19 protein-coding genes and 1 pseudogene are annotated in these 23,667 nt (G+C 37.9%); 11 read left to right on the forward strand and 9 right to left on the reverse strand.

Features of this window, described 5'->3' with window-relative positions:
• Positions 1-138 precede the first annotated feature (138 nt).
• Positions 139-1,221, forward strand: coding sequence for an alpha-hydroxy acid oxidase (locus C4E06_RS19425; RefSeq protein ID WP_107669883.1), 1,083 nt, complete (start codon positions 139-141; stop codon positions 1,219-1,221).
• 26 nt (positions 1,222-1,247) lie between these two features.
• Here the strand turns inward: C4E06_RS19425 and C4E06_RS19430 are convergent, their stop codons facing one another.
• Complete coding sequence (locus tag C4E06_RS19430) at positions 1,248-2,732, reverse strand: hypothetical protein (protein ID WP_198648836.1); 1,485 nt, start codon at positions 2,730-2,732, stop codon at positions 1,248-1,250.
• Positions 2,733-2,854: 122 nt separating this feature from the next.
• On the opposite strand from C4E06_RS19430, the pseudogene C4E06_RS29640 reads away from it, so the two are divergent.
• Positions 2,855-4,335, forward strand: a pseudogene (locus C4E06_RS29640) (family 10 glycosylhydrolase).
• A gap of 33 nt (positions 4,336-4,368) precedes the next feature.
• On the forward strand, positions 4,369-6,165 hold the full coding sequence (locus C4E06_RS19440; RefSeq protein WP_107669887.1) for an ABC transporter ATP-binding protein: 1,797 nt from the start codon (positions 4,369-4,371) through the stop codon (positions 6,163-6,165).
• A gap of 27 nt (positions 6,166-6,192) precedes the next feature.
• Here C4E06_RS19440 and C4E06_RS19445 read toward each other — a convergent pair whose 3' ends face one another.
• The 4 genes from C4E06_RS19445 to C4E06_RS19460 form a co-directional block, all read right to left on the reverse strand.
• Positions 6,193-6,477, reverse strand: coding sequence for a type II toxin-antitoxin system mRNA interferase toxin, RelE/StbE family (locus C4E06_RS19445; RefSeq protein WP_107669889.1), 285 nt, complete (start codon positions 6,475-6,477; stop codon positions 6,193-6,195).
• Positions 6,465-6,689, reverse strand: a complete 225-nt coding sequence (locus C4E06_RS19450) for a hypothetical protein (protein ID WP_107669891.1) — start codon at positions 6,687-6,689, stop codon at positions 6,465-6,467. The genes C4E06_RS19445 and C4E06_RS19450 overlap by 13 nt, the downstream gene beginning before the upstream one ends.
• Before the next feature lie 92 nt (positions 6,690-6,781).
• Complete coding sequence (locus tag C4E06_RS19455; protein WP_107669893.1) at positions 6,782-7,528, reverse strand: histidine kinase; 747 nt, start codon at positions 7,526-7,528, stop codon at positions 6,782-6,784.
• A 91-nt stretch (positions 7,529-7,619) separates the two neighbouring features.
• On the reverse strand, positions 7,620-8,471 hold the full coding sequence (locus C4E06_RS19460; protein ID WP_107669895.1) for a hypothetical protein: 852 nt from the start codon (positions 8,469-8,471) through the stop codon (positions 7,620-7,622).
• Positions 8,472-8,853: 382 nt separating this feature from the next.
• Here C4E06_RS19460 and gatA point away from each other — a divergent pair, with 382 nt between their 5' ends.
• The 4 genes from gatA (at position 8,854) to C4E06_RS19480 (ending at position 13,807) form a co-directional block, all read left to right on the forward strand.
• Entirely contained in the window at positions 8,854-10,302 is a 1,449-nt protein-coding gene (gene gatA / locus C4E06_RS19465; protein WP_107669897.1) for an Asp-tRNA(Asn)/Glu-tRNA(Gln) amidotransferase subunit GatA, read from the forward strand.
• A gap of 120 nt (positions 10,303-10,422) precedes the next feature.
• The gene (locus C4E06_RS19470; protein WP_107669899.1) at positions 10,423-11,316 is read left to right on the forward strand and encodes an alpha/beta hydrolase; all 894 of its coding nucleotides are present in this window, start codon (positions 10,423-10,425) and stop codon (positions 11,314-11,316) included.
• A 75-nt stretch (positions 11,317-11,391) separates the two neighbouring features.
• On the forward strand, positions 11,392-13,197 hold the full coding sequence (locus C4E06_RS19475; RefSeq protein WP_107669901.1) for an efflux RND transporter periplasmic adaptor subunit: 1,806 nt from the start codon (positions 11,392-11,394) through the stop codon (positions 13,195-13,197).
• A 130-nt stretch (positions 13,198-13,327) separates the two neighbouring features.
• Positions 13,328-13,807 (forward strand): FixH family protein, encoded by a 480-nt coding sequence (locus C4E06_RS19480; RefSeq protein ID WP_107669903.1) that lies wholly within the window; start codon positions 13,328-13,330, stop codon positions 13,805-13,807.
• 216 nt (positions 13,808-14,023) lie between these two features.
• On the opposite strand, the gene C4E06_RS19485 is transcribed toward C4E06_RS19480, so the two are convergent.
• A complete protein-coding gene (locus C4E06_RS19485) occupies positions 14,024-14,599 on the reverse strand; it encodes a transposase (RefSeq protein WP_107669905.1) in 576 nt (191 codons plus the stop codon).
• A gap of 443 nt (positions 14,600-15,042) precedes the next feature.
• Between C4E06_RS19485 and C4E06_RS19490 the strand changes: the two genes are divergently transcribed.
• Together C4E06_RS19490 and C4E06_RS29645 are read left to right on the forward strand one after the other, a co-directional pair.
• Complete coding sequence (locus C4E06_RS19490) at positions 15,043-18,600, forward strand: efflux RND transporter permease subunit (RefSeq protein ID WP_198648837.1); 3,558 nt, start codon at positions 15,043-15,045, stop codon at positions 18,598-18,600.
• Positions 18,601-18,632: 32 nt separating this feature from the next.
• On the forward strand, positions 18,633-18,785 hold the full coding sequence (locus C4E06_RS29645) for a DUF4209 domain-containing protein (protein ID WP_370051350.1): 153 nt from the start codon (positions 18,633-18,635) through the stop codon (positions 18,783-18,785).
• A 143-nt stretch (positions 18,786-18,928) separates the two neighbouring features.
• On the opposite strand, the gene C4E06_RS19505 is transcribed toward C4E06_RS29645, so the two are convergent.
• Positions 18,929-19,237, reverse strand: a complete 309-nt coding sequence (locus C4E06_RS19505; protein WP_107669909.1) for a hypothetical protein — start codon at positions 19,235-19,237, stop codon at positions 18,929-18,931.
• 365 nt (positions 19,238-19,602) lie between these two features.
• On the opposite strand from C4E06_RS19505, the gene rppA reads away from it, so the two are divergent.
• The gene (gene rppA, locus C4E06_RS19510) at positions 19,603-20,298 is read left to right on the forward strand and encodes a two-component system response regulator RppA (RefSeq protein WP_107669911.1); all 696 of its coding nucleotides are present in this window, start codon (positions 19,603-19,605) and stop codon (positions 20,296-20,298) included.
• A gap of 10 nt (positions 20,299-20,308) precedes the next feature.
• Entirely contained in the window at positions 20,309-21,679 is a 1,371-nt protein-coding gene (gene rppB, locus C4E06_RS19515; protein ID WP_107669913.1) for a two-component system sensor histidine kinase RppB, read from the forward strand.
• A 30-nt stretch (positions 21,680-21,709) separates the two neighbouring features.
• On the opposite strand, the gene C4E06_RS19520 is transcribed toward rppB, so the two are convergent.
• Entirely contained in the window at positions 21,710-22,441 is a 732-nt protein-coding gene (locus tag C4E06_RS19520; RefSeq protein WP_107669914.1) for a transferase, read from the reverse strand.
• A 284-nt stretch (positions 22,442-22,725) separates the two neighbouring features.
• A partial coding sequence (locus C4E06_RS19525) for a ribulose bisphosphate carboxylase small subunit (protein ID WP_198648838.1) occupies positions 22,726-23,667 on the reverse strand: 942 nt, incomplete at its 5' end.

Here is a 23,667-nt window from a genome sequence, read left to right on the forward strand (position 1 = left end):
AACTTTATATTTCTATTAATACTCTAGCTTATCTATAATTTTTCTATAAAAAATATTAATTTTCCATGAGATAGTGAATAGGGTAAGCTATTATTTAATGATAACATTTAGTTGATTGATTTTTTAGTTTCTGTTTTCATGATTAAACCCATTAACTTATTTGAATATGAATCCTTAGCCAAACAACAGCTTTCCTCAATGACATGGGGTTATTATAGTAGTGGTGCATTAGACGAAATTACTTTAAAAAATAATAGAAAATCCTTCAATAACTATCAACTTTATCCTAAAGTATTAGTCGATGTTAGTGAGATTAATTTATCTACAAAACTATTAGGTCAAACCTTATCAATGCCTATTGGAGTTGCACCAATGGCCTTTCAATGTTTAGCCCATGCTCAAGGAGAAAAAGCTACTGCTAAAGTATTATCTGACTTAAAAACTTTGCTCATTTTGAGTACATTATCAACTACCAGTTTAGAAGAAGTAGCCGCGTGTCAAGAGCATAATTTAAGATGGTTTCAATTATATATTCATAAAGATAAAGGATTAACCAAAACATTAGTTGAGAGAGCAGAAAAGGCAGGTTACACAGCTATTTGTGTAACAGTAGATGCCCCGATGCTAGGAAAAAGAGAAATCGATATTCGGAATCAGTTTACTTTACCTGCACCGTTAAAATTAGCGAATTTAGTAACTTTAAAAGATTTAGATATTCCTAATAGTAGTAATCAGTCAGGATTATTTGCTTATTTTCAACAACAAATCGATCCGAGTCTTACCTGGAAAGATTTAGAGTGGTTACAATCTATTACTAAGCTTCCTATTGTTTTAAAAGGCATTTTAAGGGCAGATGATGCCCGTTTAGCCGTAGAAAACGGGGCAAAAGGTATCATCGTATCTAATCATGGAGGAAGACAGTTAGACGGCGCAATAACTACTTTAGAAGCGTTACCTAAAATTGTTGAAACAGTAAGAAATGAAGTCGATATAATAATGGATGGAGGTATTAGAAGAGGGACAGATGTATTTAAAGCCTTAGCATTAGGGGCAAAAGCGGTATTAATTGGTCGACCGATTTTATGGGGTTTAACGGTTAATGGAGAAGCGGGTGTTAATCATGTTTTAGAGTTATTAAAAGATGAATTATTGTTGGTCATGACTTTAAGTGGTTGTCCTAGTATTGCTGACATTAATGATAGTTTTTTGCTTAAAAAATAGTTTTGATTACTCTATCTTAGATTTGATTACTCTATTTTGGAATAAATATCATCCATAATTTCATCAAGAGGATTTTGTTGACGATTTTTGTCTTTTACTTTACTCTTTTTTAGAAAATAAACTAAATGAAATTTTGTAGTAAATAATGAAGATATTATGTCTTGAAGTTTTAGGGGATACTTAATCATTTTTTGAGAAAATCGGTGATATTTTTTCTTATTTAGTATAGGAACTTTAGTGGCAAAGAAATCAAAACAAGCATAATAATCTGTCCATTCATATTTTTCGATTACTTGTTTAACTATCTTATTAACAAAATTATAATAAATAATTCCTTGTGTTCCTATAGTATTTCCCAAGGAATAATATTTGATTTTTTTAGAAGATTCAATATGAGCGAGTAAATCTGTTGCTAAGAAACTACCAAAACTGTGACTTATAATTATGATATCTTGATAATTATTTGAATTTAAGAAGATAGAATCTATTTGTCTCAGAAGATTTAGTCTTATTTTTACTCTTAATAGTTCTTTTCTACAATAATTATTGACAAATAGATAAAATTCTAATACCTTATTAATTTCTTTTGATTTTGCTACTCCAACAATCCACAAAAATATAAATATAATGAGTAAACTATTTTTTATATTATCAGAAGACATTGAAGGTATTGAACAGATTATTGGTTGAGTTGCTGAACATATTTGTAGCTTAACTGATTCTGGTAGTAAATGTCCATAAAAATCAGGAAAAATAAAATTCAATAAATTTAATAAAATATTTAAAAACTTGATAAGTAATTCATTGAAAATCAATTTCAATAAATCAGTTACTTTAAAATAATCAGCTAGTAATACACAAAAATTATAAAAATAGTTAACAAATTCAAAAAATAATTTTAAACAATAAAATATGATTTCTTTTATGTTTGAATCATTGGAAAGTGGAATAACAGGAATAGTTATTTTTTCAAAAAACTCATAAAGAATAGAAAAAATAACAAACAAATTAATCGTCAATATATATAAAGAAAAGATGGGAAGAAAAATAAAATAAATAAGAGAAGAAGGAGTGGTAAAAGCAGAACATATATACACTCGATAATCTAACTGTATTTGAACTTTATCAAAGCTATCACTAAAAGACGAAAAGAAGTTACAAAAATAGTTAAAAATTAATTTAAGAAAGTTCAAAATTGAATTAAATATATTACATAACAAATTCCATAAAAGAGTAAAAGTCAAATAGGCTTGATAAAATGGATTAATAGATGTCTGACTATGACCAATATAGGATGACCAATCTATTTCATAAATATGAATAGATTTATTTTCTTGACAAGAATGAGCAGTAATTGAGTTATGCTCGCATATCTCATTCTTTTGTTTTCTTTGTTGCCAAAGTTCAAGTTGATTCCAAATACCACAACTTAAAGATGATGTGCGAAAACCAGGAAATAACATCAAACCAGGAACTAAAACAATAGCTATTTTCTTCTTATTAGCTGACATTATTTTTACTCAATAAATGCCTAATTAATAACTTAATTATAATTTGTGCTTTTTAAAGCTAGAGTAAAAATTTGTTAAGATAGAAAGCCATTCATTACAATGAGGCTGGAAAGTAAAAATAGATGAAAGGCCGATCGCTTTCTCAAAAATTAATCTATCCGATGCTAGGATTATTAATCACCCTCAGTAACAGTATTTTCCCTCTATCCTCCATAAAAACAGCCACAGCAAGCAATTATTGTCAACTTTCACCCCAAGCGATCGCTCAAAAAGAAAACCTCTTAAAAAACGCTTTAAAAGGCGATCGCCAGGCACAACAAACCTATCAAACTTTAATCCAAAAACACGCCTTAGAATTACGCCGTTGTCGTCAACAAACTTGGCCCCAAGAACAAGCTATTTGGTTACGATTATACCCCTGTGACGTGCGTCCGGGTTCCATTGATGCCGTGTTAGATCGTATCGTTAGTAAAGGGTATAATACCGTTTATATCGAAACCTTTGCCAATAGTCAGGTACTCCTACCCCCCGCAGATAACCCCACCCCTTGGGATACCGTTATTAGGACACCAGGGGCCGAAAATGTGGATTTATTAGCCCAAACCATCAAAAAAGGACGAGAACGGGGCTTAAAAATGTATGCGTGGCTATTTACCCTCAATTTTGGTTACGCCTACGCCCAAAGAAGCGATCGCCAACAGGTTTTAGCTAGAAATGGCAAAGGACAAGATAGTACCAGTTATGTTCACGATGGGGCCCAGGCGTTTGTCGACCCTATAACCGTCAGGCCCAAACGGACTATTATCGCTTATTAGAAGCAGTCCTTAAACGGCGACCAGATGGCGTATTATTCGACTATGTACGCTATCCTAGAGGAACCGGAACCCACTCCGTAGCAGGAAAGGTCAAAGATTTATGGATCTATAGTTCGGCATCTCTGCAAGCATTATATAATCGCGCCATGAATAATAAAGGTCGGGATCTCATTCATCGCTACGTTACCAAAGGTTATCTAACCGTTAACGATATCAAAGAAGTGGATCAATTGTATCCTAACGAAACCGTTCCCCTCTGGCAAGGTCGCACCACATCAGAGACAGCCTTCAATCAACCCCTAAACGTCCGATATCAACGCATAAAAGACGAAATCTGGTATTTAGTGGTTGCCCATGCAGCCCAAGGTGTCATTAACTTTGTTTCCTTTGCAGAATCAATCGTTAAACGCTATGGTATTCAGGCCGGGGCTGTGTTCTTTCCTGATGGTAATCGATTAGTGGGAGAAAAGGGGTTTGACTCCCGTTTGCAAGCATGGGATCAGTTTTCTGCTTCTCTAGAGTTTCATCCGATGGCCTATGGTTTATGCAAAGATGCTAATTGTATTGTAGAACAGGTAAAACGAGTGTTTCAGATGGCTTCACCGCAAACAAAAATTACACCTGCGATCGCCGGATCTTGGGGAAAAGCTGAAGCTAACCGGCCAGCATTAGAAACCCAAATGAAGGCTATTCGTACAGCATTTCCGCAACTAAAATCGATTAGTCATTTTGCATTTTCTTGGCAAGAACCAGAAATTACTCAAACTAGAAGATCATGTCAAATTTAGAATTTAGAATTTAGAATTTAGAAATAGAAAATTATGCCAAAAATCAAGAAAAGAAAAACCAATCAACATCCTATGCAAAGGCTTTTTGAATATGCAAAAGCCTATCGTCCTCTTATTTGGAAAGCTGTCGCTTGTTCTGTTATTAATAAAATCTTTGATTTAGCCCCCCCTGTAATTATTGGTGCTGCGGTTGATGTCGTCGTTAAACAACAAGATTCTTTAATCGCACAGTTAGGGTTTAAAGATGTTTTTGTACAATTATTAATTTTAACTTTTCTATCTATTATTGTCTGGGGATTAGAATCTTTATTCCAATATATGTATGAGCGATTATGGCGTAATTTAGCTCAAAATATTCAACATGATTTAAGACTTCATGCTTATGGTCATTTACAAGAATTAGAACTTGCCTATTTTGAAGAAAGAAATACAGGACTACTTTTATCAATTTTAAACGATGATATTAATCAATTAGAGCGTTTTTTAGATAACGGTGCCAATGAAATATTACAAGTCATTACCACCGTTATTATTATCGGTGCAGCTTTTTTTATTGTCACCCCAGGAACTGCATGGATGGCCATGTTACCCATTCCTTTTATTTTATGGGGTTCGATTCGGTTTCAAAAATTGTTAGCCCCTCGTTATGCTGATGTTAGGGAAAAAGTAAGTTTGTTAAATAGTCGTTTATCTAACAATATTAGTGGAATTACAACCATTAAAAGTTTTACCACAGAAGCCTATGAATTAGACAGATTACGGCAAGATAGTCAAGCTTATCGAAAGAGTAATCAACAAGCGATCGCCTTTAGTGCAGCTTTTGTTCCTTTAATACGAATTGTTATATTAGCTGGATTTACTGCTATTTTATTATATGGCGGGATGGAAGCCGTTGATGGTAAATTAGCGGTAGGAACTTATAGTGTTTTAGTGTTTATGACCCAACGATTACTATGGCCATTAACAAGATTAGGTCAAACCTTAGACCTTTATCAACGGTCAATGGCTTCGACAAATCGGGTAATGAACTTATTAGATACCCCCTTAAGGATTCATACGGGAACCATTGCGTTACCCACAGAAACCGTACAAGGGAAAGTGAAACTTGAAAACGTTACCTTTGCTTATCAAGAAGGTCATCCGATTCTTAAAAACTTATCCTTAGAAATACCAGCCGGTCATCGGATTGGTGTGGTGGGTTCCACGGGTTCAGGAAAAAGCACTTTAGTGAAATTATTACTCAGATTATACGAAATTGATCACGGGAAAATAACCATAGATGATATCAATATTCAAGATATCTTTTTAGGAGATTTACGTAAAGCCATCGGCTTAGTCAGTCAGGATGTCTTTCTTTTTCATGGAACCGTCAAAGAGAATATTGCCTATGGAAATCCTAATGCTACAGATGCCGAAATAATGCAAGCAGCTAAACTAGCAGAAGCCCATGAATTCATAGAGAACTTGTATCAAGGTTATGATACTATTGTGGGAGAAAGGGGTCAGAAATTATCGGGAGGACAACGCCAAAGAATTGCCATTGCTAGAGCAATTTTAAAAGATCCACCGATTTTGATTTTAGATGAAGCAACCTCAGCCGTAGACAACGAAACCGAAGCCGCGATCGCTCGTTCCTTAGAAAAAATTACCACCCAAAGAACGACTATTGCGATCGCCCATCGCTTGTCCACCATTCGTCATTCAGATTGTATTTATGTGATGGAATTTGGAAAAATTGTCGAACAAGGAACCCACGAACAACTATTAGAAAAACAAGGTATTTATGCAGGGTTGTGGCAAGTACAAACTGGGGTGAGTCGTGAACATTGAACAAGAGGAATAGAGGCTTAAACTTTGTTAATAAACTTCATCATGGGAACCGATCGCTAAGAGAACAATTTCTTCAGTTTTTAGCTCAGAATTGTCCATAAACTGAAAAACAATCCGATTACTGTAGTCAATTGAACATGACCATTTATTGACAAGTTTTCCCTTAAGTTTATGGGTTTTCAAGCTAGGATCAAACGGATCATTGATTAATCGTTCTAATGTTTGTTCAACCGTCTGTTTAATTGATGGGTTTTGACGCACTAAACGTTTAAGTTGACGGATAAAGTTAGGACTCCAAACTAATTCTCGCATTCTTCTAAAGCTTTCATTAAATCACTGACTGATCCTCGCTTAACGTTTCCTTGGGCATAATCTTGTTCTGATTGTTCAATATTCTTTAGTAATTCTTGTCTTTTGTGTTCTCGTAGGCGATTTTGAATAATTGTCAGTAACATTTCTTGTTCTTCAGGAGACAAGGCTTCAACGGTTTCAATGGCTTGCTGGAAGGTTGAGGTTTTGATCATTTTCCTAATAGTGAATCTAACTCATCATTATAAAATAGTCCCCCTTTTACAGGGGACTTTAAGAGAGTCTAGATTAAGATGGGTGGCTGAATCTACCGCACCTTATCTCTTTCATTTCTTTTGTCTACAATCACTACGTCTGCCTCAGAGTCAATGTCTGTGTGCTTGGTTTCCGTAGGGGCTACTTCGCGATCGGTCTCCACCGCATCAACTCGCTCTGTTTTCCGCGCCCCTGTGGTTTCATCAAGATCCCGAGCAGCATAGATGTCAAACTCTTCGACAGGGTGATTGTGCATGATTGACGTAACTTGCTCAAGCTGTTCGTCTGTACCACTAACCATCAGTAGGTGTTCCCCAGCCTTAATGCGGTTTTCATAAACTTTGGCTTTCTCTTCAGGAATACCTAAACCAACCAAAGCACCGATAATTCCGCCTGTGGCAGCACCAATTCCTGCACCGGCAGCCGTAGAAGCGATCGCAGGAATTTCAACCCCCGCAGCCAAAATCGGACCAATACCAGGAATGCTTAACACACCAACCCCGACTAAAAAGCCACCCACAGCACCGAGGACTGTTCCAGAGGTGGCACCGGCGGCCGCTCCTTCTTTTGCTTCATTTCCATGTTCTTCAGTAACTTCTCTTGCCCCTTCGATATCATCAATATGACGGGTAATCAAAGAAACGCGATTCATATCATAGCCAGAATCTTTGATGGCTTTAAGCACTGCTTCGATATCTTCTCGATTTTTATAAACACCGACAGCCCGTTTGTAACGAGTATGGGTTTGATTGACCACGTTGGTATGTTCTTCACGAGTAACTTTCTTTTGCTGTATCATATTTTCTCCTTATTTTTGTGTTGACAACTGATTAAAAGTGACTTTAAATCAAAGTGTTTTTCTCATTGTGTTTAGCCTAAACAACAGTTCATTAATCTTCTACTGCCGAAGGAAAGACTTCTTCTGCGACAATAACAGGTCTATCGGTATAGCTTGCTTCAAACTCTGCTGCTTCTTCTTGATCTAAACCCAAATTATATTCCTGTTCTAAAACAGCCAGATCAAAATCCATTAATCGACCAGTGACTGTCACCGTTTCTCCTTCTTGTAGCGCAGTATTGTTTGACTTTAAGGCTCGGTCAACCCCGATAACCAGTAGTCCCTTATCATCAATCCAACCTTCTTCATATAATGCGAAGGTATTGGAAGAGAGAATATGACCCACATCTCCTTCGACGGCAATCACTTGATCATAGAAGGGTTGAGGATCTCCTTCAGCTAACTGTTCAGGAGTCGGTGCAAGGGCAACGGATTGAGCGATAATGGCTGGCTCAGTTTCGTAGTCTCCAAATAGCTCATTATCGAGATCCAAACCATAATCAGCTTCCACATCAGCAATGACAAATTCGACCACTTCTCCTGTCACCTGAATAGGAGTATCATCGGCCGGAAGGGTAACCGGTGTTCCAGGGGAGTTGATCACAAGGACATTCGTGCCATCTTCCCCTTGTACCGCAAAGGCTTGGTCGCTGATTTCTTCTTGAACCCGAGCGCGAATGGTCACTTCTTGTCCCACAACGATTTCCTCGCCCCCTGCCCCAGTCGCTCCTTCTAAATCATCGGTAGCGAGGTCTTCGGTGGTGACATTGGTTCTTCCTTCTTGAATGTCGTTGGGCGTGTTGCAACCAGGAAGAAGTAGTGTAGTTACACCCAGTGCAATTCCACCCAGATAGAGTCCTGCTTTTTTAGGTAAGTAAAAGCTATACTTATTTAAGTTTGACATCACTAATAAATACTTATTCTCGACAAAAAACTAAATTTAAATGTGTTTGATAAAGTACTTCAAAAAACCCATATTTCTTTCTTCAATACTACTTTAGATTTGTAGTGCATACACTCTACCTCAAGAAATATTTTTTCAATCAATCAGCTATTTTCTTCACAAAGCGTTATTCTCATATCTGATCCCTTCGATAATCCCCCAATCCCCCACACCCCCCCTGCCCCCCTTTCAAAGGGGGGTGTGGAACTACGGAACAGAATTCATTTTGATGGTAACGGCTTAAGAAAGGGTCATTGTAATAATCCTAAGTCCGGCAAAATGGTAATATTCATAGATGGTGGGCGTGTAACGCATCCCGTCCCTTCATTGACAAGAGTAGACTATGACATCTATCCGAGAACTCCATCAACAATTAGTTAACAAACAACGATCGGCTGTTGAAATTACCACAGAAGCGTTAGAAAGAATCAACGCAGTCGACTCCAAAGTCAAAAGTTTCTTAGAAGTTACTGCTGATCACGCCCTGGAAACCGCTAAAAAAGTCGATGAAAAAATCGCCAATAACGAAGAAATTGGCCTGTTAGCTGGTATCCCCATCGGTATTAAAGATAATCTCTGTACCACCGGCATTAAAACCACCTGTGGATCAAAAATTTTAGCCAATTTTGTCCCTCCCTATGAATCGACCGTCACCCAAAAATTAAAAGAGGCAGGGGCGGTTATGGTTGGTAAAACTAACCTTGATGAGTTTGCCATGGGGAGTTCTACGGAAAACTCTGGTTATCACGTCACTGCTAACCCTTGGGACCTTTCCAGGGTTCCGGGGGGATCATCTGGGGGCTCAGCGGCCGCTGTAGCTGCCTCAGAATGCGTGGTTGCCCTCGGTTCTGATACAGGGGGGTCGATCCGTCAACCGGCTTCTTTATGTGGCGTGGTGGGGCTAAAACCCACCTATGGGCTAGTGTCTCGCTTTGGGTTGGTGGCCTATGCCTCTTCTTTAGATCAAATTGGTCCTTTTGCCCGTAACGTCGAAGATGCAGCCATCTTATTAGGGGCGATCGCCGGTTACGATCCCAAAGATTCCACTAGCATCAACACCCCCATCCCCGACTATACCCAATTCCTCAAACCCTCCTTAGAGGGGCTAACCATTGGTGTGATCGAAGAAACCCTAGGGGAAGGGATCGATCCGGTGGTGGGCAAAACTGTTAGAGATGCCATCGATCATCTCAAAACCCTAGGGGCAAAAGTGGTCAATGTTTCGTGTCCCCGTTTTCGGTACGGTTTGCCAGCTTATTATATTATTGCCCCCTCAGAGGCTTCCTCTAATTTAGCCCGTTACGACGCGGTAAAATACGGCATCCGCGAAGAATCAGACACCCTCATCGATATGTACACCAAAACTCGCGCTGTCGGCTTTGGGAATGAGGTTAAACGACGGATTATGATCGGAACCTATGCGTTATCGGCCGGTTATTATGACGCTTATTATCTCAAAGCGCAAAAAGTTCGCACCTTAATTAAACAAGATTTTGACGCAGGGTTTGAAAAGGTCGATGTGTTAGTGTGTCCCACTTCCCCCACCACTGCCTTTAAAGCAGGGGAAAAAACATCTGATCCCTTAAGTATGTATCTGTCTGATTTAACCACGATTCCCGTTAATTTAGCCGGTTTACCCGGTATGAGTATTCCTTGTGGGTTCGATGACAACAACTTGCCCATTGGTCTACAATTGATCGGCAATGTCCTCGAAGAAGGGAAACTGTTTCAGGTCGCTTATGCTTATGAACAGTCCACGGATTGGCATAATCAATTACCTCCGTTACAGTAAGGAGAATAATAATAGTAATAATTGTTAGATGCTTATCTAAATGCTTATCATGGTTTGAAAATAGCATCATTAACAATTTTATTGTTACATTAAGACGCACAACTTGAGGATGATTCCTGAATGATGATTAATCTTCTATTGAAAGGATTACTAAATAGTGTCGGTGTCGGAGTGATAGCCTATCTGATTGTTTGTTCGGCCTTGATTATGGGTCAAAATCGGCTCATTTTTAAGCCTACCTTGACTCTGGACAGGACTCCTGACGATTTGGGAATGTCTTATGAAGATGTCTGGTTATCAGTGATGACTCCTCAAGGGAAAATAGAAAAAATACATGGTTGGTGGATTAACCCTAATGCTTACCCCGAAAAAGTCTTATTATATTTACACGGGATTGGGGGTAATATTAGTCATAATTTAGGCACGATTCAAACGTTTTATAATCAAGGTTTTTCGGTTTTTATTATTGATTATCGGGGTTATGGTAGCAGTAAAGGTAAGTTTCCTACAGAAGCAGAAATCTACCGCGATTCTCAAGTTGCTTGGGATTATTTAACCCAAGAACGTCGCATTAAACCGAAAAATATCTTTATTTACGGTCATTCTTTAGGGGGGGCCGTGGCCATTGATTTAGGGGTTCGTAAACCCCATGCAGCCGGCGTTATTGTGGAAAATACCTTTACTTCCATGATGGATATGGTTGACCATTCAGGGTTCATTTACAGACTATTTCCCACTAAATTATTTCTGCATCAACGCTTCGATTCTTTGGCCAAATTATCCTTATTAAAACTGCCTTTGTTGTTGATTCATGGAACCAGCGATCGCAAAGTTCCTTACCCCATGAGTCAAACCCTATTTGAAGCGGCTAGAGTCCCCAAAAAAATTCTTTTAGTCCCTGATGCTGGCCATCTTAATGTTAGTGCGATCGCCCCTGAAAAATATGTTCACACTATACAAGAATTTGAACAATTAGTGAGTCACAATCAAAGACAATTAGCTTTAGAATTTTAAAGGGGTCATTTCATCCTGATTTCATATTTATCTGTCATGGTAGATCAATGAAATTATGGTCTTTTCCCTTGACTCATGAGTGATACCCCTCAACCTACGGGTCAACTGTCCCATTCGACAGAACCCATATCTTTACTCTTAGAAGAAGCATCGTTTAACCCTTTATCTTCTTCTGGAATGCTAACCATCGGAACCCTGGTTGTTATAGGGGTTGTTCTCATTCGGAGTACCCCTTTAAAGGGTTTATTTCCTGGAAAGGTGTTAGGTAGTCTCATCAGTAAGAAAACCGTGGGATTAGGGGTTTTTATGGCGTTGACAGGGGGTATTCTTCTGGTTACCAATCAATTAAAACCAGCATCGTCTACGATGGATCACAGTGGTCATGGTGAAATGTCCCATGATGAAATGATGGCCGTGGATGGTTCCTTTAACCCCACTCCCGTCACCGTAGAAGTGGTTAAACCTCAATTATTAGAAGCTAAAGTACAATATACGGGAACCATTGAACCCTATCAGGTGGTCACCGTTTATCCGAGGGTTGCTGGACAATTAACCAATTATTCCGTTTATCCCGGCGATCGCATTACGTCGGGCCAAACTTTAGCTCAAATTAGTGCAAGCGAACTGTTTACCCAAGTGGCCGAAGCTCAAGCAGAAACCGATACCATGCGAACGGCCTTAGAAGTGAGTAAAATTGAGATATTAGAACAAAAAAATAGTATTAAACAAATAGAAGCAGATTTAGGTTATTTAAACAAAAAATTAGAACGTTTTGCCATGTTGGTGTCTGAAGGGGCGATTGCACAAGATGATTATGACGTAGTAGAAAGTGAAGTGCAAGCTAAACAGGCCATATTATCGGAAGCTAAGGTTAAATTAGCCCGTTTAGAGGCAAAAGTAATCAATGATCAAGCTAAAGTGCAACAAGCTAAGACAAAGGTTGCTACAGCTTCCGTTATGTCCAGTTACACTCAAATAGAAGCCCCAGTTACCGGTATTGTTCAAGAAAGAATGGTCGATCCGGGTATGGTAGTCCAACCAGGGATGGGAATCTTGAAAATAGGAGATTATAGTCGCATTCGCTTGCAAGCGAATGTCGCGCAACATGATGCCACCAATATTCGTATAGGAACCCCCATTATTGCCAAAATTCCTGGCACAACTGTTACGATTAATGGCCAAGTTACCAGTATTTTTCCCCAAAGCAACAGTCAAACCCGTACCGTTACCGTCGAAGCAGTGGTTAACAACCCTGGGGGGGAGTTGCGATCGGGCCAGTTTGTGGAGATGGAGTTGATCACCCAACGTCAACCCAATGCGTTAATGGTTCCCTCTTCTGCTGTGGTGACGTTTGAGGATAACCCGGCGGTGTGGGTGGTGAATGGGGAGACAGCCACTCGCAAATTAGTTACATTAGGGATGATAAGTGGTAATAATATTCAGATTTTGCGAGGACTACGACCAGGAGATGCTGTTATTACCACAAGCCATCATAAGTTAATAGAAAATGCTACAGTAACAGTCATTAATCAAGGGAATAAGCCTTTAATTTCAAATAATACTAGAATAAGTCAGCATAATGTTAGTATTAATTTAGTTAGTTCTCCAGCAGTTAAGATCGGAGATGCTCAATTTATCTTTGAAGTTATTGATAGTAAAACCAAAAAAAATTTACAGGTTAAACAGTTAGATATTAAAGCGACAATGCCCATGAAAAATATGGCTCCCATGACGGCAAAAGTTGAAGTTAACCCTGAGTCACAAACAGGGAAATTTAAAGCAGAAACCTTTTTAGGAATGAAAGGAGAATGGACAATTTCTGTTGATATTAAAGATGATAATTATCAAGGCAAAAAAGACTTTAATATTGTAGTTGAATAGGTTTATTGTTACTTATTGACAATGGGCAATCGTTAAGAAAAAATTAAGCTATTGAATTATTATTTTATTTATGCTAAAAATATGGACGACATAAATTAATTGTCTCTTCTATAGAATAAAAGGAAAAAACATGAAGAAAATCATTACTTTAATTTTACCGATTAGCATATTAATGGTTGCTTGTGGTTCTCCTTCTACTGATAGTCAAACCCAGTTAGAAACTGCCCCTGAAACGGAAACAACTGCAACAGAAGAAAACGTAGAAACTACCCCTGAAACTGACATAACTGCAACAGAAGAAAATACCGTCATGGTTGCTTTAGCCAGTCCAGAAGAAGAGATTTCGATGGGAGATGCAGAACTAATTTTAGAAGTTAAAGATAACACTTCTGGGGAAACTGTACCCGTTGAAAACATCGAAGTGAGTTCAACAATGCCCATGGAAGGAGAAGAACCCATGATTTCCAAAGTAGAGATTGAACCCACAGAAACCCCTGGACAATTTAAAGTTAAAACCAATTTTGGTATGGCTGGAACTTGGAATTTGGCAGCCAAGGTTAAAGACGCAAACTATCAAGGGGAAAATGAGATTGTTGTAGAAGTTAAATAACCGTAGGGTGGGCAAAGCCAGAATTGAGGTAAACTAATCTAGAATATAGATATCTTGCCCACCTAATAATAATCATGATAAGGGTGGGTAATAATCATGAGTTAACATTAAATCAAATTAATTATTCCCTTTGCCCACCCTACTATTTAATCTTATTCTGGTGGGCAATGATGGTAAGTTAATATTAAATCAAATAAGTTTCCCCATTTGCCCACCCTACTCGCCGACTTGGTTGATAATATTAGAAAAATCTGGTGTTTTGGTCGACTTACCGTGACAACAACAACCCCATTCTAAAGAATAAAAACCTCTTTTTAGCCATTGATGAAAGCTGGAATATTCCCAATGATGGGGACAAGAAACTAATCCATGTTTAACAGGATTATAATGAATGTAATCTAAATGAGTTTTTAAATCTTTTTCATTTCTAATTGTATGTTCCCAAAAACGTCTTTGCCATACATTACTTTCTCTGTGTTTGCGTCGTGACTCAGAAATGTTATTTACTGATCTTAACTGTCTGCCAATAGAACGAGTCAATAAAACTTTCATCCGTGAAATCCGTTGAGAATAGTTACTATCATGTTTAGGTAATGACCAGATAAAATGTAAATGATTAGGTAGAATCACCGCCCCAATGATATCAAAAGGCTTTTCTTTTTTAACTTGAGAAACAGCAAGACGTAATTTAGCAACGTAATCAGGATCTTTAAATAAAGGAATACGTTGATAAGTTACAATCGTTAAAAATACTGTACTACCTTTAAGATATAAACGACGGTAATTTGACATCTGAAATCTATTGAATTGAAGTGAAAATGATTTTAGAGTAACTAAACTTTTCCAGTCAAGGTCATTTATAAAACTATCGTATCCGTAGGGTGGGCAAAGCCAGAATTTAGATGAATTCATCTAGAATATAGATATATTGCCCACCTAACACCTAGTAATCAGGGTGGGCAATGATTGTCAGTTAATATTCAATCCAATAATTTACCCCATTTGCCCACCCTACCATGAGTATTTGTAAAATTATCTTATTCGTAGGATGGGCAAAGCTAACTTAGAAATTAGTCAATTAAAATATAAATATCATTGCCTACCCTCCTATTTCATCCCTATTTCATAATTATCTGTCACCTTATTAATAATGGTTTATTGGTGGGCAATTATCTTCACTTACTCATTAATATGAACAGTTACAGTGTTTGCCCACCCTACGTTTTGTAATCTAGATGAAAACCTTTCTCACTCGGTGGTCTATTCGTAACCCTGTTATTACCCTTGCGCTATATATTGGGGTGATCATTTTATCTATTCTTACCCTTATTATTATCCCTGTGCGGATGATGCCTTATGTTGAGAGTCCCCTGGTAGCTGTGATCACCATGGCCGCGGGACAAACCCCCACAGAAATAGAAACCTACATCAGTAAACCCATTGAACAACGTCTGACGGTATTGGATGGGGTGAGGTTTATCAGATCCAGTTCTCAACAAGATATGTCTTTAGTGACTATTCAGTTTGCTTGGGGGGGAGATATTGATAGGGCAGTGCAAGAAGTCCAAAGTGTGATGAAGGCAGCCGAAGGTGATTTACCTCTAGATGGCATAAATACCCGTTCTCACTGGGTTTTGCCTATAGATCCCCTAAATCGCCCTGTTTTGACTTTAGCTTTGAAAGGGGAAGGGTGGGACTCGGTACAGTTACGGGAGTTTGCCGATAATACTTTAGTCGATCGCCTGACACAAGTAATGGATGTGCAAGCAGTGTCTATTTTTGGGGGATATCGCCGACAGTTACAGGTGATCGTTGATCGCCAAAAGTTAGCAGCTTATGGGTTATCTATCCTCGATGTTCGGGATGCCATCGATAAAAACAACGTTAGCGAGGGTGCAGGGGTCTTAACGAGGGGGGATACGGAAATCTTAGTTAGGGCGGATGATAGAGCCTTAAATGCCCAAATGGTGCGAGATTATCCCCTGTATGAGATGGGAGGTAGAATAGTCTATCTTCGGGATGTGGCAGAGGTCAAAGATACTTATGAAGAGAAACGCAGTGGTTATCGTTACAATGGTCAGTCAGCGTTAGCCGTAAATATCATTCAAAAACCTGATTCTAGTTCCCCGAAGGTGATAGAAAGGGTACGGAAAGAATTAGCAAAAATTGAAGCGCAGTATCCAGGAATTGAATTTCAAGAGGCTTATGATAATTCTTTTTTAGTGGGGTTAATAAAAGATAGTACCACGGGAGAATTATTAATTAGTGTTTTGTTGGCAGGGATTGTTATTTTAGTTTTTTTAGAAGATTTTCGGGCAACAGCTATTGTCATGATTTCTATCCCGATGTCTTTAGCGTTATCCATGCTGCCTTTTATTCCTATTTCTATGTCCTTAAATTCCTCAACTTTGGTGGGAATGATGATGGCGATCGGAAAATTAGTGGATGATTCTATTATTGTGATTGACTCCATTGATCGTCATTTAAAGTTAGGAAAAAGCCCCAGAAAAGCAGCCATTGAAGGGACGGGCGAGGTTTTTTTAGCTAGTGCAGCAGCCAGTTGTACCATGATTGTCGCTTTATTACCGACGGTTTTAGCCGGTGGTTTGACGGGGTTAATGTTTGTGGGGTTAGTGTATCCTATGGTGTTTGCTTTTATTTCATCGTTGTTAGTTTCTATCACATTAATTCCCCTCTTAGCTGTCTTTTTTCTAAAACCTCTAGGTAAAACTAAAAATAAAAAAAAAACCTGGTTACAATGGTTACTTAGTCCTTTCAGTTATGGGTTTATTGCTCTAGAAAAAGGTTACGGCTGGTTATTAAATCTTAGTTTGAAAAATCGAGAAATCACCTTAGCTATAGCAGGAGCATTTATTGTTTTAGCCTTTGCTTTATATCCATTTATTCCACAAGAAATGATGCCATTAGGGGACTCAGGACAGTTTATAGCAACCCTAGAACTAGAACCAGGGGTATCTTTTCAAAAAACCAATGAAACAGCCAAACAATTTGAAAATATTATCTTAGAACAGCCAGAAATTGATAAAGTTTCCTCAGAAATAGGCTTTGAATTTACCCGCAATAGTACCTATTTTAGTGCTTATAGTATGGGTGGGGTCAACTCTGCATCAATGATAGTTACTCTCAAACCCGTGGGGGAACGACAACGGGATATTTGGCAAGTCATGGATGCAATAGAAACCCAAGCTAACGCAACCATACCAGGAATACGACGCATTGCCATGAAAGAGATGGGGGTAGATGTCATGGCCACTTCGGCTGGCCCTATACAAATTGCTGTTTATGGCGAAGATTTGAGCATTTTACACGATTTAGCCCAACAAGTTTTAACTATTGCCGAAAATAATCCCGATATCGTCATGACGCACACCAGTTCTAGTTTAAACCAACCGGAATATCAACTAAAAATTGATCGTCGTCGGGCCCAAGAGTTGGGGTTAAGTTTAGCAATGGTCACAGAACAAGCAAAATACGCTTTAAATGGGGGATATACCCGTAGTTTTTATAATCGTCCTAATTTACGGCAAAATACCATCTTAGTGCGCTACAATCAGCAAAATAGGGGCAATTTTCAAGATTTAGCTTCCACTTACATCACCACACCCAATGGGGAACAAATACCCTTATCAATGGTAGCAAGGTTAGAACCTTCTCAGGGACCCACGTTAGTGGAGAGGGTTAATGGCCGTCGGGTTGTCTACGTTAATGGCTTCTATCGTAAGCGTAATCCTGCCTCAATGAACTTGTCAATGGCAGTAGCGATGCAAGCAGCAGAAGAGATTACTTTTCCCCCTGGTTATGGGTTAGACTCCATGGGGGATATGACAGATATGATGATTGAATTTGATCGTCTATTAAAAGGTTTAGTGGTTTCTTTAGTGTTAATTTACCTTATTTTAGTGATTCAATTTGGTTCATTTATTCAACCTTTGGTGATGATGTTATCTATTCCTTTCGAAAATTCTGAAAGTTGGTTTTATCCTTTTCAGCGTATCGAACGCGCTCTTTACATCGCTGCACGTTTAGGAAAAAATAAAGAATTTTTTAGTAATGTGATCAATTATATTGAGCATCTTTTAGATAAATACCAAGGAGAAGATCCACTCTTTTTCTCTGCTAAACTTATGAAACTTTTACAACAACAACGTTTAGGTGATTTTAAAAAATACGCTCAAATGTCAGAAAAAGCTGCTCAACAATCAACACAATGGGATAGAGCAAGAGAATACTGGGAAGTAACGAGTCGATGGTATGCACTAAATAAAGATCAAGAAAATCAAAAGCGTATTCAAATAAACATAGCAGAAACCTATGTAGAAGAAGCTAAAATCGCAGTGTCAAATTCAACACCAAACTATATGAGGGCAACTTTATGTCTTCAAAAAGCAATAGAAGCATATAGAAAAATCGGAGGAACAGGAGAAAGACGAGAAGAATTACATAAGTTACTTCTTGAATATCAACCTCAGTCAATGTCTGAGATGGGGAAATTTTCTCAAAAAATTGATACCCGTCACATCGCTGAAAATGTGATAAAACAGGTATCAGGCAAAAGCTTCCAAGAATCAATCATACAGTTAGCTTTAATGGGTTGTTCTCCTTCTGTAAAAGATTTACGATTACGAATTCAGGAGGATATTCGGGATCATCCTTTCATATATACCATTGACGGAACTCTTCTGAATAGCGAAAGTGGAAAAAATGTAGCGAAAATTCCTTCTATTATTTCAGATGACTCTGAAACGTCAGAAAAAGCACTCGTCCTGAATTAATAGAAATATTTGGGGAAGATATTGTTTTTGACTTGAAAGGATTATTAGTTGATCGATGTGGTAATAATCTCCGCAATCAAATGGCACATGGATTACTTGGATATGAGGATTTTTTCTCGGCTATGAATTGTTATTTATGGTGGTTAACATTACGCTTGTGTTGTCTCCCCATTATAAAATTATAAATATTAATTTTCTTGGAAACTGTGTATATTTTATAGTCAACATTATGTTATGAATTAAACTATTCAAAGCATGAAAAATTCTAACTTGATCATTAGATTGCATTTTCTGTAAATAACGTTCTGCTTGTCTTAAAAGAATATAATCACGCAAAATCTTCTCCTAATAATTGACGCTTTAATTCTTGAGAATTAATACCCTTATCTTTTCCTGAAATATAATCTTTCCAAGCAGATTCACTTTGCTGAAGTTCTTCACTAGAGATGTATTCATCATCATCTACTTCTTCTTTTAAATCATTTTCAAAGCCAACAATATTTAATAATTTTTTAGTCGCTTCATTATCTTCTTTTTCTACTAAATAAGCCAAAAAATCAGCAACAACTATAAGCTTTTCTTCTGATAGTTGCTCAATATAGGACTGAATTTGCTGGCGAACTTTTAGATTACTCATAAATAAGTTATTCTATATCTTAATAATATAATATCACACATTTAGGTTATTGATCCTTAATTTCATAGGTTTGAGAAAAAAGCTAACATAACAGTGCGATCGCTTGCTTAAGAAGACTAATTAACCGAGAAATTTTAAGAATTGTAGGGTGTATTAGCGTAGCGTAATACACCAAAAAACTCGATTCCGATGCGTTACGGCATAAAAAAGTAGAGGAATTAACCCACAAATTATAGTTTACCTAACACACCCTACTTTAATAAAAGATCAATGAAGAAAATAGTAACAAAAAAGTTTGCTATAATAGTTGATAATATTTATCCATTTTATAACTAAAGTTTATTTACTTAACTTTAAACAAATATATGCGTATTTTATTAGTTGAAGACGAACCAGACTTAGGCAGTGCCATTAAACGGGCTTTAATTCAACATAACTATATCGTAGATTGGGCGCAGGATGGAGAAGAAGCAAATGATTTGATAGAAATCGGATTAAACCTTTATACTATCGGTATTTTTGATTGGTTATTACCGAAAATATCAGGCATTGATTTAGTCAAAAAAATTAGACAGCAAAACAGTTCTTTACCGATTCTAATCTTAACAGCAAAAGACAGAGAAGAAGATAAAGTAATTGGTTTAGATGCCGGTGCCGATGATTATTTAGTAAAACCCTTTGGAATGGCGGAATTATTAGCAAGATTACGAGCATTACAACGTCGTTTCCCCACCATTAACCCTCAAAAGTTAACCGTAGGAAATATAACTTTAGACTACAGTAATTATACAATTTTCTATAAAGATAAAATAGGAAATAATCAACCGATTCTTTTAACTAATAAAGAATTTCAACTATTAGAATATTTCATGAAACATCCTAATCAAATTGTTACCCGTGATCAGCTTCTTTCCCAACTCTGGGAATGGGGAAATGAACCGATGAGTAATGTAGTTGCCGCCCAAATCCGCTTGTTAAGACGTAAATTAGAACCATGGGGTATGGAAAATTGTATTGAAACTGTTTATGGATTAGGTTATCGTTTTTTAGTTAATAATTAATTGTTGATTTATGTTGTTTAAAACTGACGATTCAAAATTATTTCAACAAACAAAATTACGTTTAGCCAGTTGGTATATTGGTGGGATTAGTCTGATTTTAGCCATTATTGGTTTTGGGGTATATGAAGCCATTATTCATGCTCATCGTATCACCGTAGAAAAAGAATTAAAGACCGTTGCCGGAACCCTTCATGATAATTTTGAGATTATTCTTGATACTCCAGGAAAATTAAGTGACGACGTTGAACAGTTTTTTCCTAATTTATGTCTTGTTAATGCGTCTTGTCCTTCTTTAGATAATATTTCTAATTATCGTATTGGAACCATTGACAATGGACAATATTACTTACAAATTTTTGATCTTTCTCATTATTTAATTGCCTATAGTCGAAACTATCCCGAAGGATTATCCTTAAAAGACCAGCCAGATAAACAGATAATTATTAAAGATGATCAAGGAATACGCTATTTACAAAAATCTCATTTATTACACACCAATACAGGAGAAAACTGGGGCTATCTACAAGTTTCTAGAAGTCTTGAAGATTTTGATAATTACTTGAAAATGGTAGCCTTAATTTTATTATTAGGATTTCCTTTGGCTATTATTTTAATTGGAATTTCTGCCTGGATTTTAACAGGAATGGCTATGAAACCCATTGCTAAATCTTATCAGCAGATTCAACAATTTACAGCCGATGCAGCCCATGAATTAAGAACTCCTTTAGCTGCTATTTTAGCCACCATCGAATCAACTTTGATGATGTCTCATTTACCCAAACAAGAATCTATCGATACGTTAGAAACAGTTTCAAGACAAACTAAAAGATTATCTAGTTTAGTATCAGATTTATTAATGTTATCTCGTTTAGATTGGCAGTTAAATCTTACGACTAATCATTCCTTAAAACAAGAAACAATTTGTCTAAATGATTTAATTGAGGATTTGTTAGAAGAGATCGCTTATTTAGCGGTTGCATCAAAAATAACGGTAACGTCACAAATTAACGTTAAATCTTCCTTAAAAATCAAAGGAAATACTGAACAAATTTATCGTTTATTATTTAATTTAGTCATTAATGCTATTCAATATACTCCGATAGGGGGTCAAGTTAAAATTATTTTAGAACAACATAATAAATGTGCAGTAATTCAAGTTCAAGACACAGGAATAGGCATTGATAATAAGGAATTACCTCATATTTTTGAACGATTTTATCGCATTGATAAAGCTCGTTCTAGAGAAAAAGGGGGTTCAGGGTTAGGGTTATCTATCGCTAAAGCCATTGTTACTGCCCATCACGGAACCATTCAAGTCAAAAGTACCGTGAACAGAGGAAGTCTTTTTACGATTCAGTTACCACTGTTAGGTCAATTTTAATGTGAGTTTATCCCGAACTCCAGTTAGTTATTATTTTTCGTTTTGTGAAGAAGAATTATTTTGAGCCTGATTAAAGGCTTGGCGATCGGGAAACAAAGTACATAATAATTGATTAATATAAACTTGACCCACCACAGGGGCAGTATTATTGTTCTTATCAGCAGGGATATTCGGTTTTGTGGGAATTTCAGGAATTTCCGGAACGTCTGTTACTTCTTCTATTTCGGGTTGGGAGTCTGCCCATAAGTCTTCCATTTCTTGGGCAAATTCAGGCTTATTGGAGCTAGTTTTCTGCGTTTGGGACTCTTCCTTTTGATGATTGGCAGTTAAATGACCATTGTCTGTCAAACCATTACCATTATTCTCTGCTTTGATTGCTGGTGAGGACTGACTTTCTTTTTCGGGAAACTGACGAGAAGTATCACCGATTAATGATCCGGCTTCGATGGTGGTTCCTGACTCAAGAGAAGTATTAATCACCGTTGTACAAGAACCAAGACAGACATTTTGACCAATGTTACCTTGACCAACAATGAGAACTCCCGCCCCTAACATCGCACCGGATTCTATTTCAATGTCTCCTTTATAGGCATTAATTAGGGTTCCCATACCGATACAGGCCCCTGGGTGGATGACGATACGACAATTAGGCGCAGCTTGTAAAATGGTTCCAGGTGCGACAACAGCACCCTCATGAATAATAACCTCACCCATAATCGAAACTTCTGAGCGACTGGGTGGCTGAATAAGGGGTAAAGGCATCAGATTATATTAAATAGCTTATGACATGGGAAGAAAGGTTGAGATGAGGGGATGATGCAATACTGCTTGGATAAGAATCAATGGTTTTCTTCTGAGAAAGCAGGGGAGTAGGGAGTAGGGAGTAGGGAGTAGGGTTTTCAGTTTTCTCCCCCGCCCCCTGCTCCGGTGCTCCCTTGCAGCATTAACCAACAACTTTCTGTTAACCGAGCAGTATTGGAGGATGATGAGACTTGCAAGGAAATCTCTCCACCACCCGATCACCTCATAACCTCACCACCTCGTCACTAAGGACGTTGAATAATGGTTTCTAAGACACGCCGTTTGGCTTGAGGATCAATCCCAATCAAACGAACATATTCCCCTTGATGGTCTGCTAAACATCCCTCTAACGCTGCAATGACTTCGCTTTCACGGGTACTATCGATAGGGGAGCAACTTTGCCAAGATTTGGTACGGAAACGACGCTTATCCGCGTGTTCTGTGCCGATTTTATAACCTTGGGAGAGTAAGGAACGCACTTGGGTAACAGCTTCGCTGGTTAAATTACTGGTGGCTACCCGACCATTGCCATTGCTACTGGCTGAATAACTACGAGTTGTAGACGGTGCGGAGGCTGTGGCCGTAGCAGTGGCTGTTCTGTTACTACTGCGACTGATAGCATCTTCAGGCCGTTGAATAATGGTTTCAGCCACCCGTCTTCTGGCTTTGCTATCAATACCAATCAAGCGAACATATTCCCCTTGATGCTCGGCTAAACAGTTTTCTAGGCCGGCAATGACTTCGCTTTCATGGGTGCTATTGATAGGGGAGCAACTTTGCCAAGATTTGGTTTTAAAACGACGCTTGTTAGCGTGTTCTGTGCCGATTTTGTAGCCTTGGGACAGTAAGCCACGAACTTGGGCGATCGCCTCAGCACTTAAGCCACCACTGGCTGTTGCTGCGCTGCGTTTCCCTGCGCGAGGGGAGGCAACCCGACTATTGCTTTGAATGGTACCGGGTTCCCCTGGCCGTTGAATAATGGTTTGAGAAATTCTCCGCTTGGCGTTAGGGTCAACTCCAATTAAGCGAACATATTCCCCTTGATGTTCCGCTAAGAGTCCGTTTAATTGGTTGATCACCTCAGATTCTCGCTTACTGTCAAAAGAGGGTCCAGTTAACCAGGATTTTGTTTTAAAGCGACGGGAACTAGCATATTCTGTGCTAATTGTCAAGCCCTGATGTAGTAA

Origin of the sequence: Cyanothece sp. BG0011, from assembly GCF_003013815.1 — a bacterium.
Taxonomy (GTDB): Bacteria; Cyanobacteriota; Cyanobacteriia; order Cyanobacteriales; family Microcystaceae; genus Crocosphaera.

What these genes read in the sequence shown, in the direction of transcription:
- C4E06_RS19480 (WP_107669903.1), top strand. Translation starts at nt 13,328, where the DNA reads ATGAAGAAAATCATTACTTTAATTTTACCGATTAGCATATTAATGGTT.
- rppA (WP_107669911.1), top strand. Translation starts at nt 19,603, where the DNA reads ATGCGTATTTTATTAGTTGAAGACGAACCAGACTTAGGCAGTGCCATT.
- C4E06_RS19445 (WP_107669889.1), bottom strand. Translation starts at nt 6,477, where the DNA reads ATGCGAGAATTAGTTTGGAGTCCTAACTTTATCCGTCAACTTAAACGT.
- C4E06_RS19450 (WP_107669891.1), bottom strand. Translation starts at nt 6,689, where the DNA reads ATGATCAAAACCTCAACCTTCCAGCAAGCCATTGAAACCGTTGAAGCC.
- C4E06_RS19430 (WP_198648836.1), bottom strand. Translation starts at nt 2,732, where the DNA reads ATGTCAGCTAATAAGAAGAAAATAGCTATTGTTTTAGTTCCTGGTTTG.
- C4E06_RS19455 (WP_107669893.1), bottom strand. Translation starts at nt 7,528, where the DNA reads ATGATACAGCAAAAGAAAGTTACTCGTGAAGAACATACCAACGTGGTC.
- C4E06_RS19440 (WP_107669887.1), top strand. Translation starts at nt 4,369, where the DNA reads ATGCCAAAAATCAAGAAAAGAAAAACCAATCAACATCCTATGCAAAGG.
- C4E06_RS19505 (WP_107669909.1), bottom strand. Translation starts at nt 19,237, where the DNA reads ATGAGTAATCTAAAAGTTCGCCAGCAAATTCAGTCCTATATTGAGCAA.
- C4E06_RS19475 (WP_107669901.1), top strand. Translation starts at nt 11,392, where the DNA reads ATGAGTGATACCCCTCAACCTACGGGTCAACTGTCCCATTCGACAGAA.
- gatA (WP_107669897.1), top strand. Translation starts at nt 8,854, where the DNA reads ATGACATCTATCCGAGAACTCCATCAACAATTAGTTAACAAACAACGA.
- C4E06_RS19425 (WP_107669883.1), top strand. Translation starts at nt 139, where the DNA reads ATGATTAAACCCATTAACTTATTTGAATATGAATCCTTAGCCAAACAA.
- C4E06_RS19520 (WP_107669914.1), bottom strand. Translation starts at nt 22,441, where the DNA reads ATGCCTTTACCCCTTATTCAGCCACCCAGTCGCTCAGAAGTTTCGATT.
- C4E06_RS19490 (WP_198648837.1), top strand. Translation starts at nt 15,043, where the DNA reads ATGAAAACCTTTCTCACTCGGTGGTCTATTCGTAACCCTGTTATTACC.
- C4E06_RS19460 (WP_107669895.1), bottom strand. Translation starts at nt 8,471, where the DNA reads ATGTCAAACTTAAATAAGTATAGCTTTTACTTACCTAAAAAAGCAGGA.
- rppB (WP_107669913.1), top strand. Translation starts at nt 20,309, where the DNA reads ATGTTGTTTAAAACTGACGATTCAAAATTATTTCAACAAACAAAATTA.
- C4E06_RS19485 (WP_107669905.1), bottom strand. Translation starts at nt 14,599, where the DNA reads ATGTCAAATTACCGTCGTTTATATCTTAAAGGTAGTACAGTATTTTTA.
- C4E06_RS19470 (WP_107669899.1), top strand. Translation starts at nt 10,423, where the DNA reads ATGATGATTAATCTTCTATTGAAAGGATTACTAAATAGTGTCGGTGTC.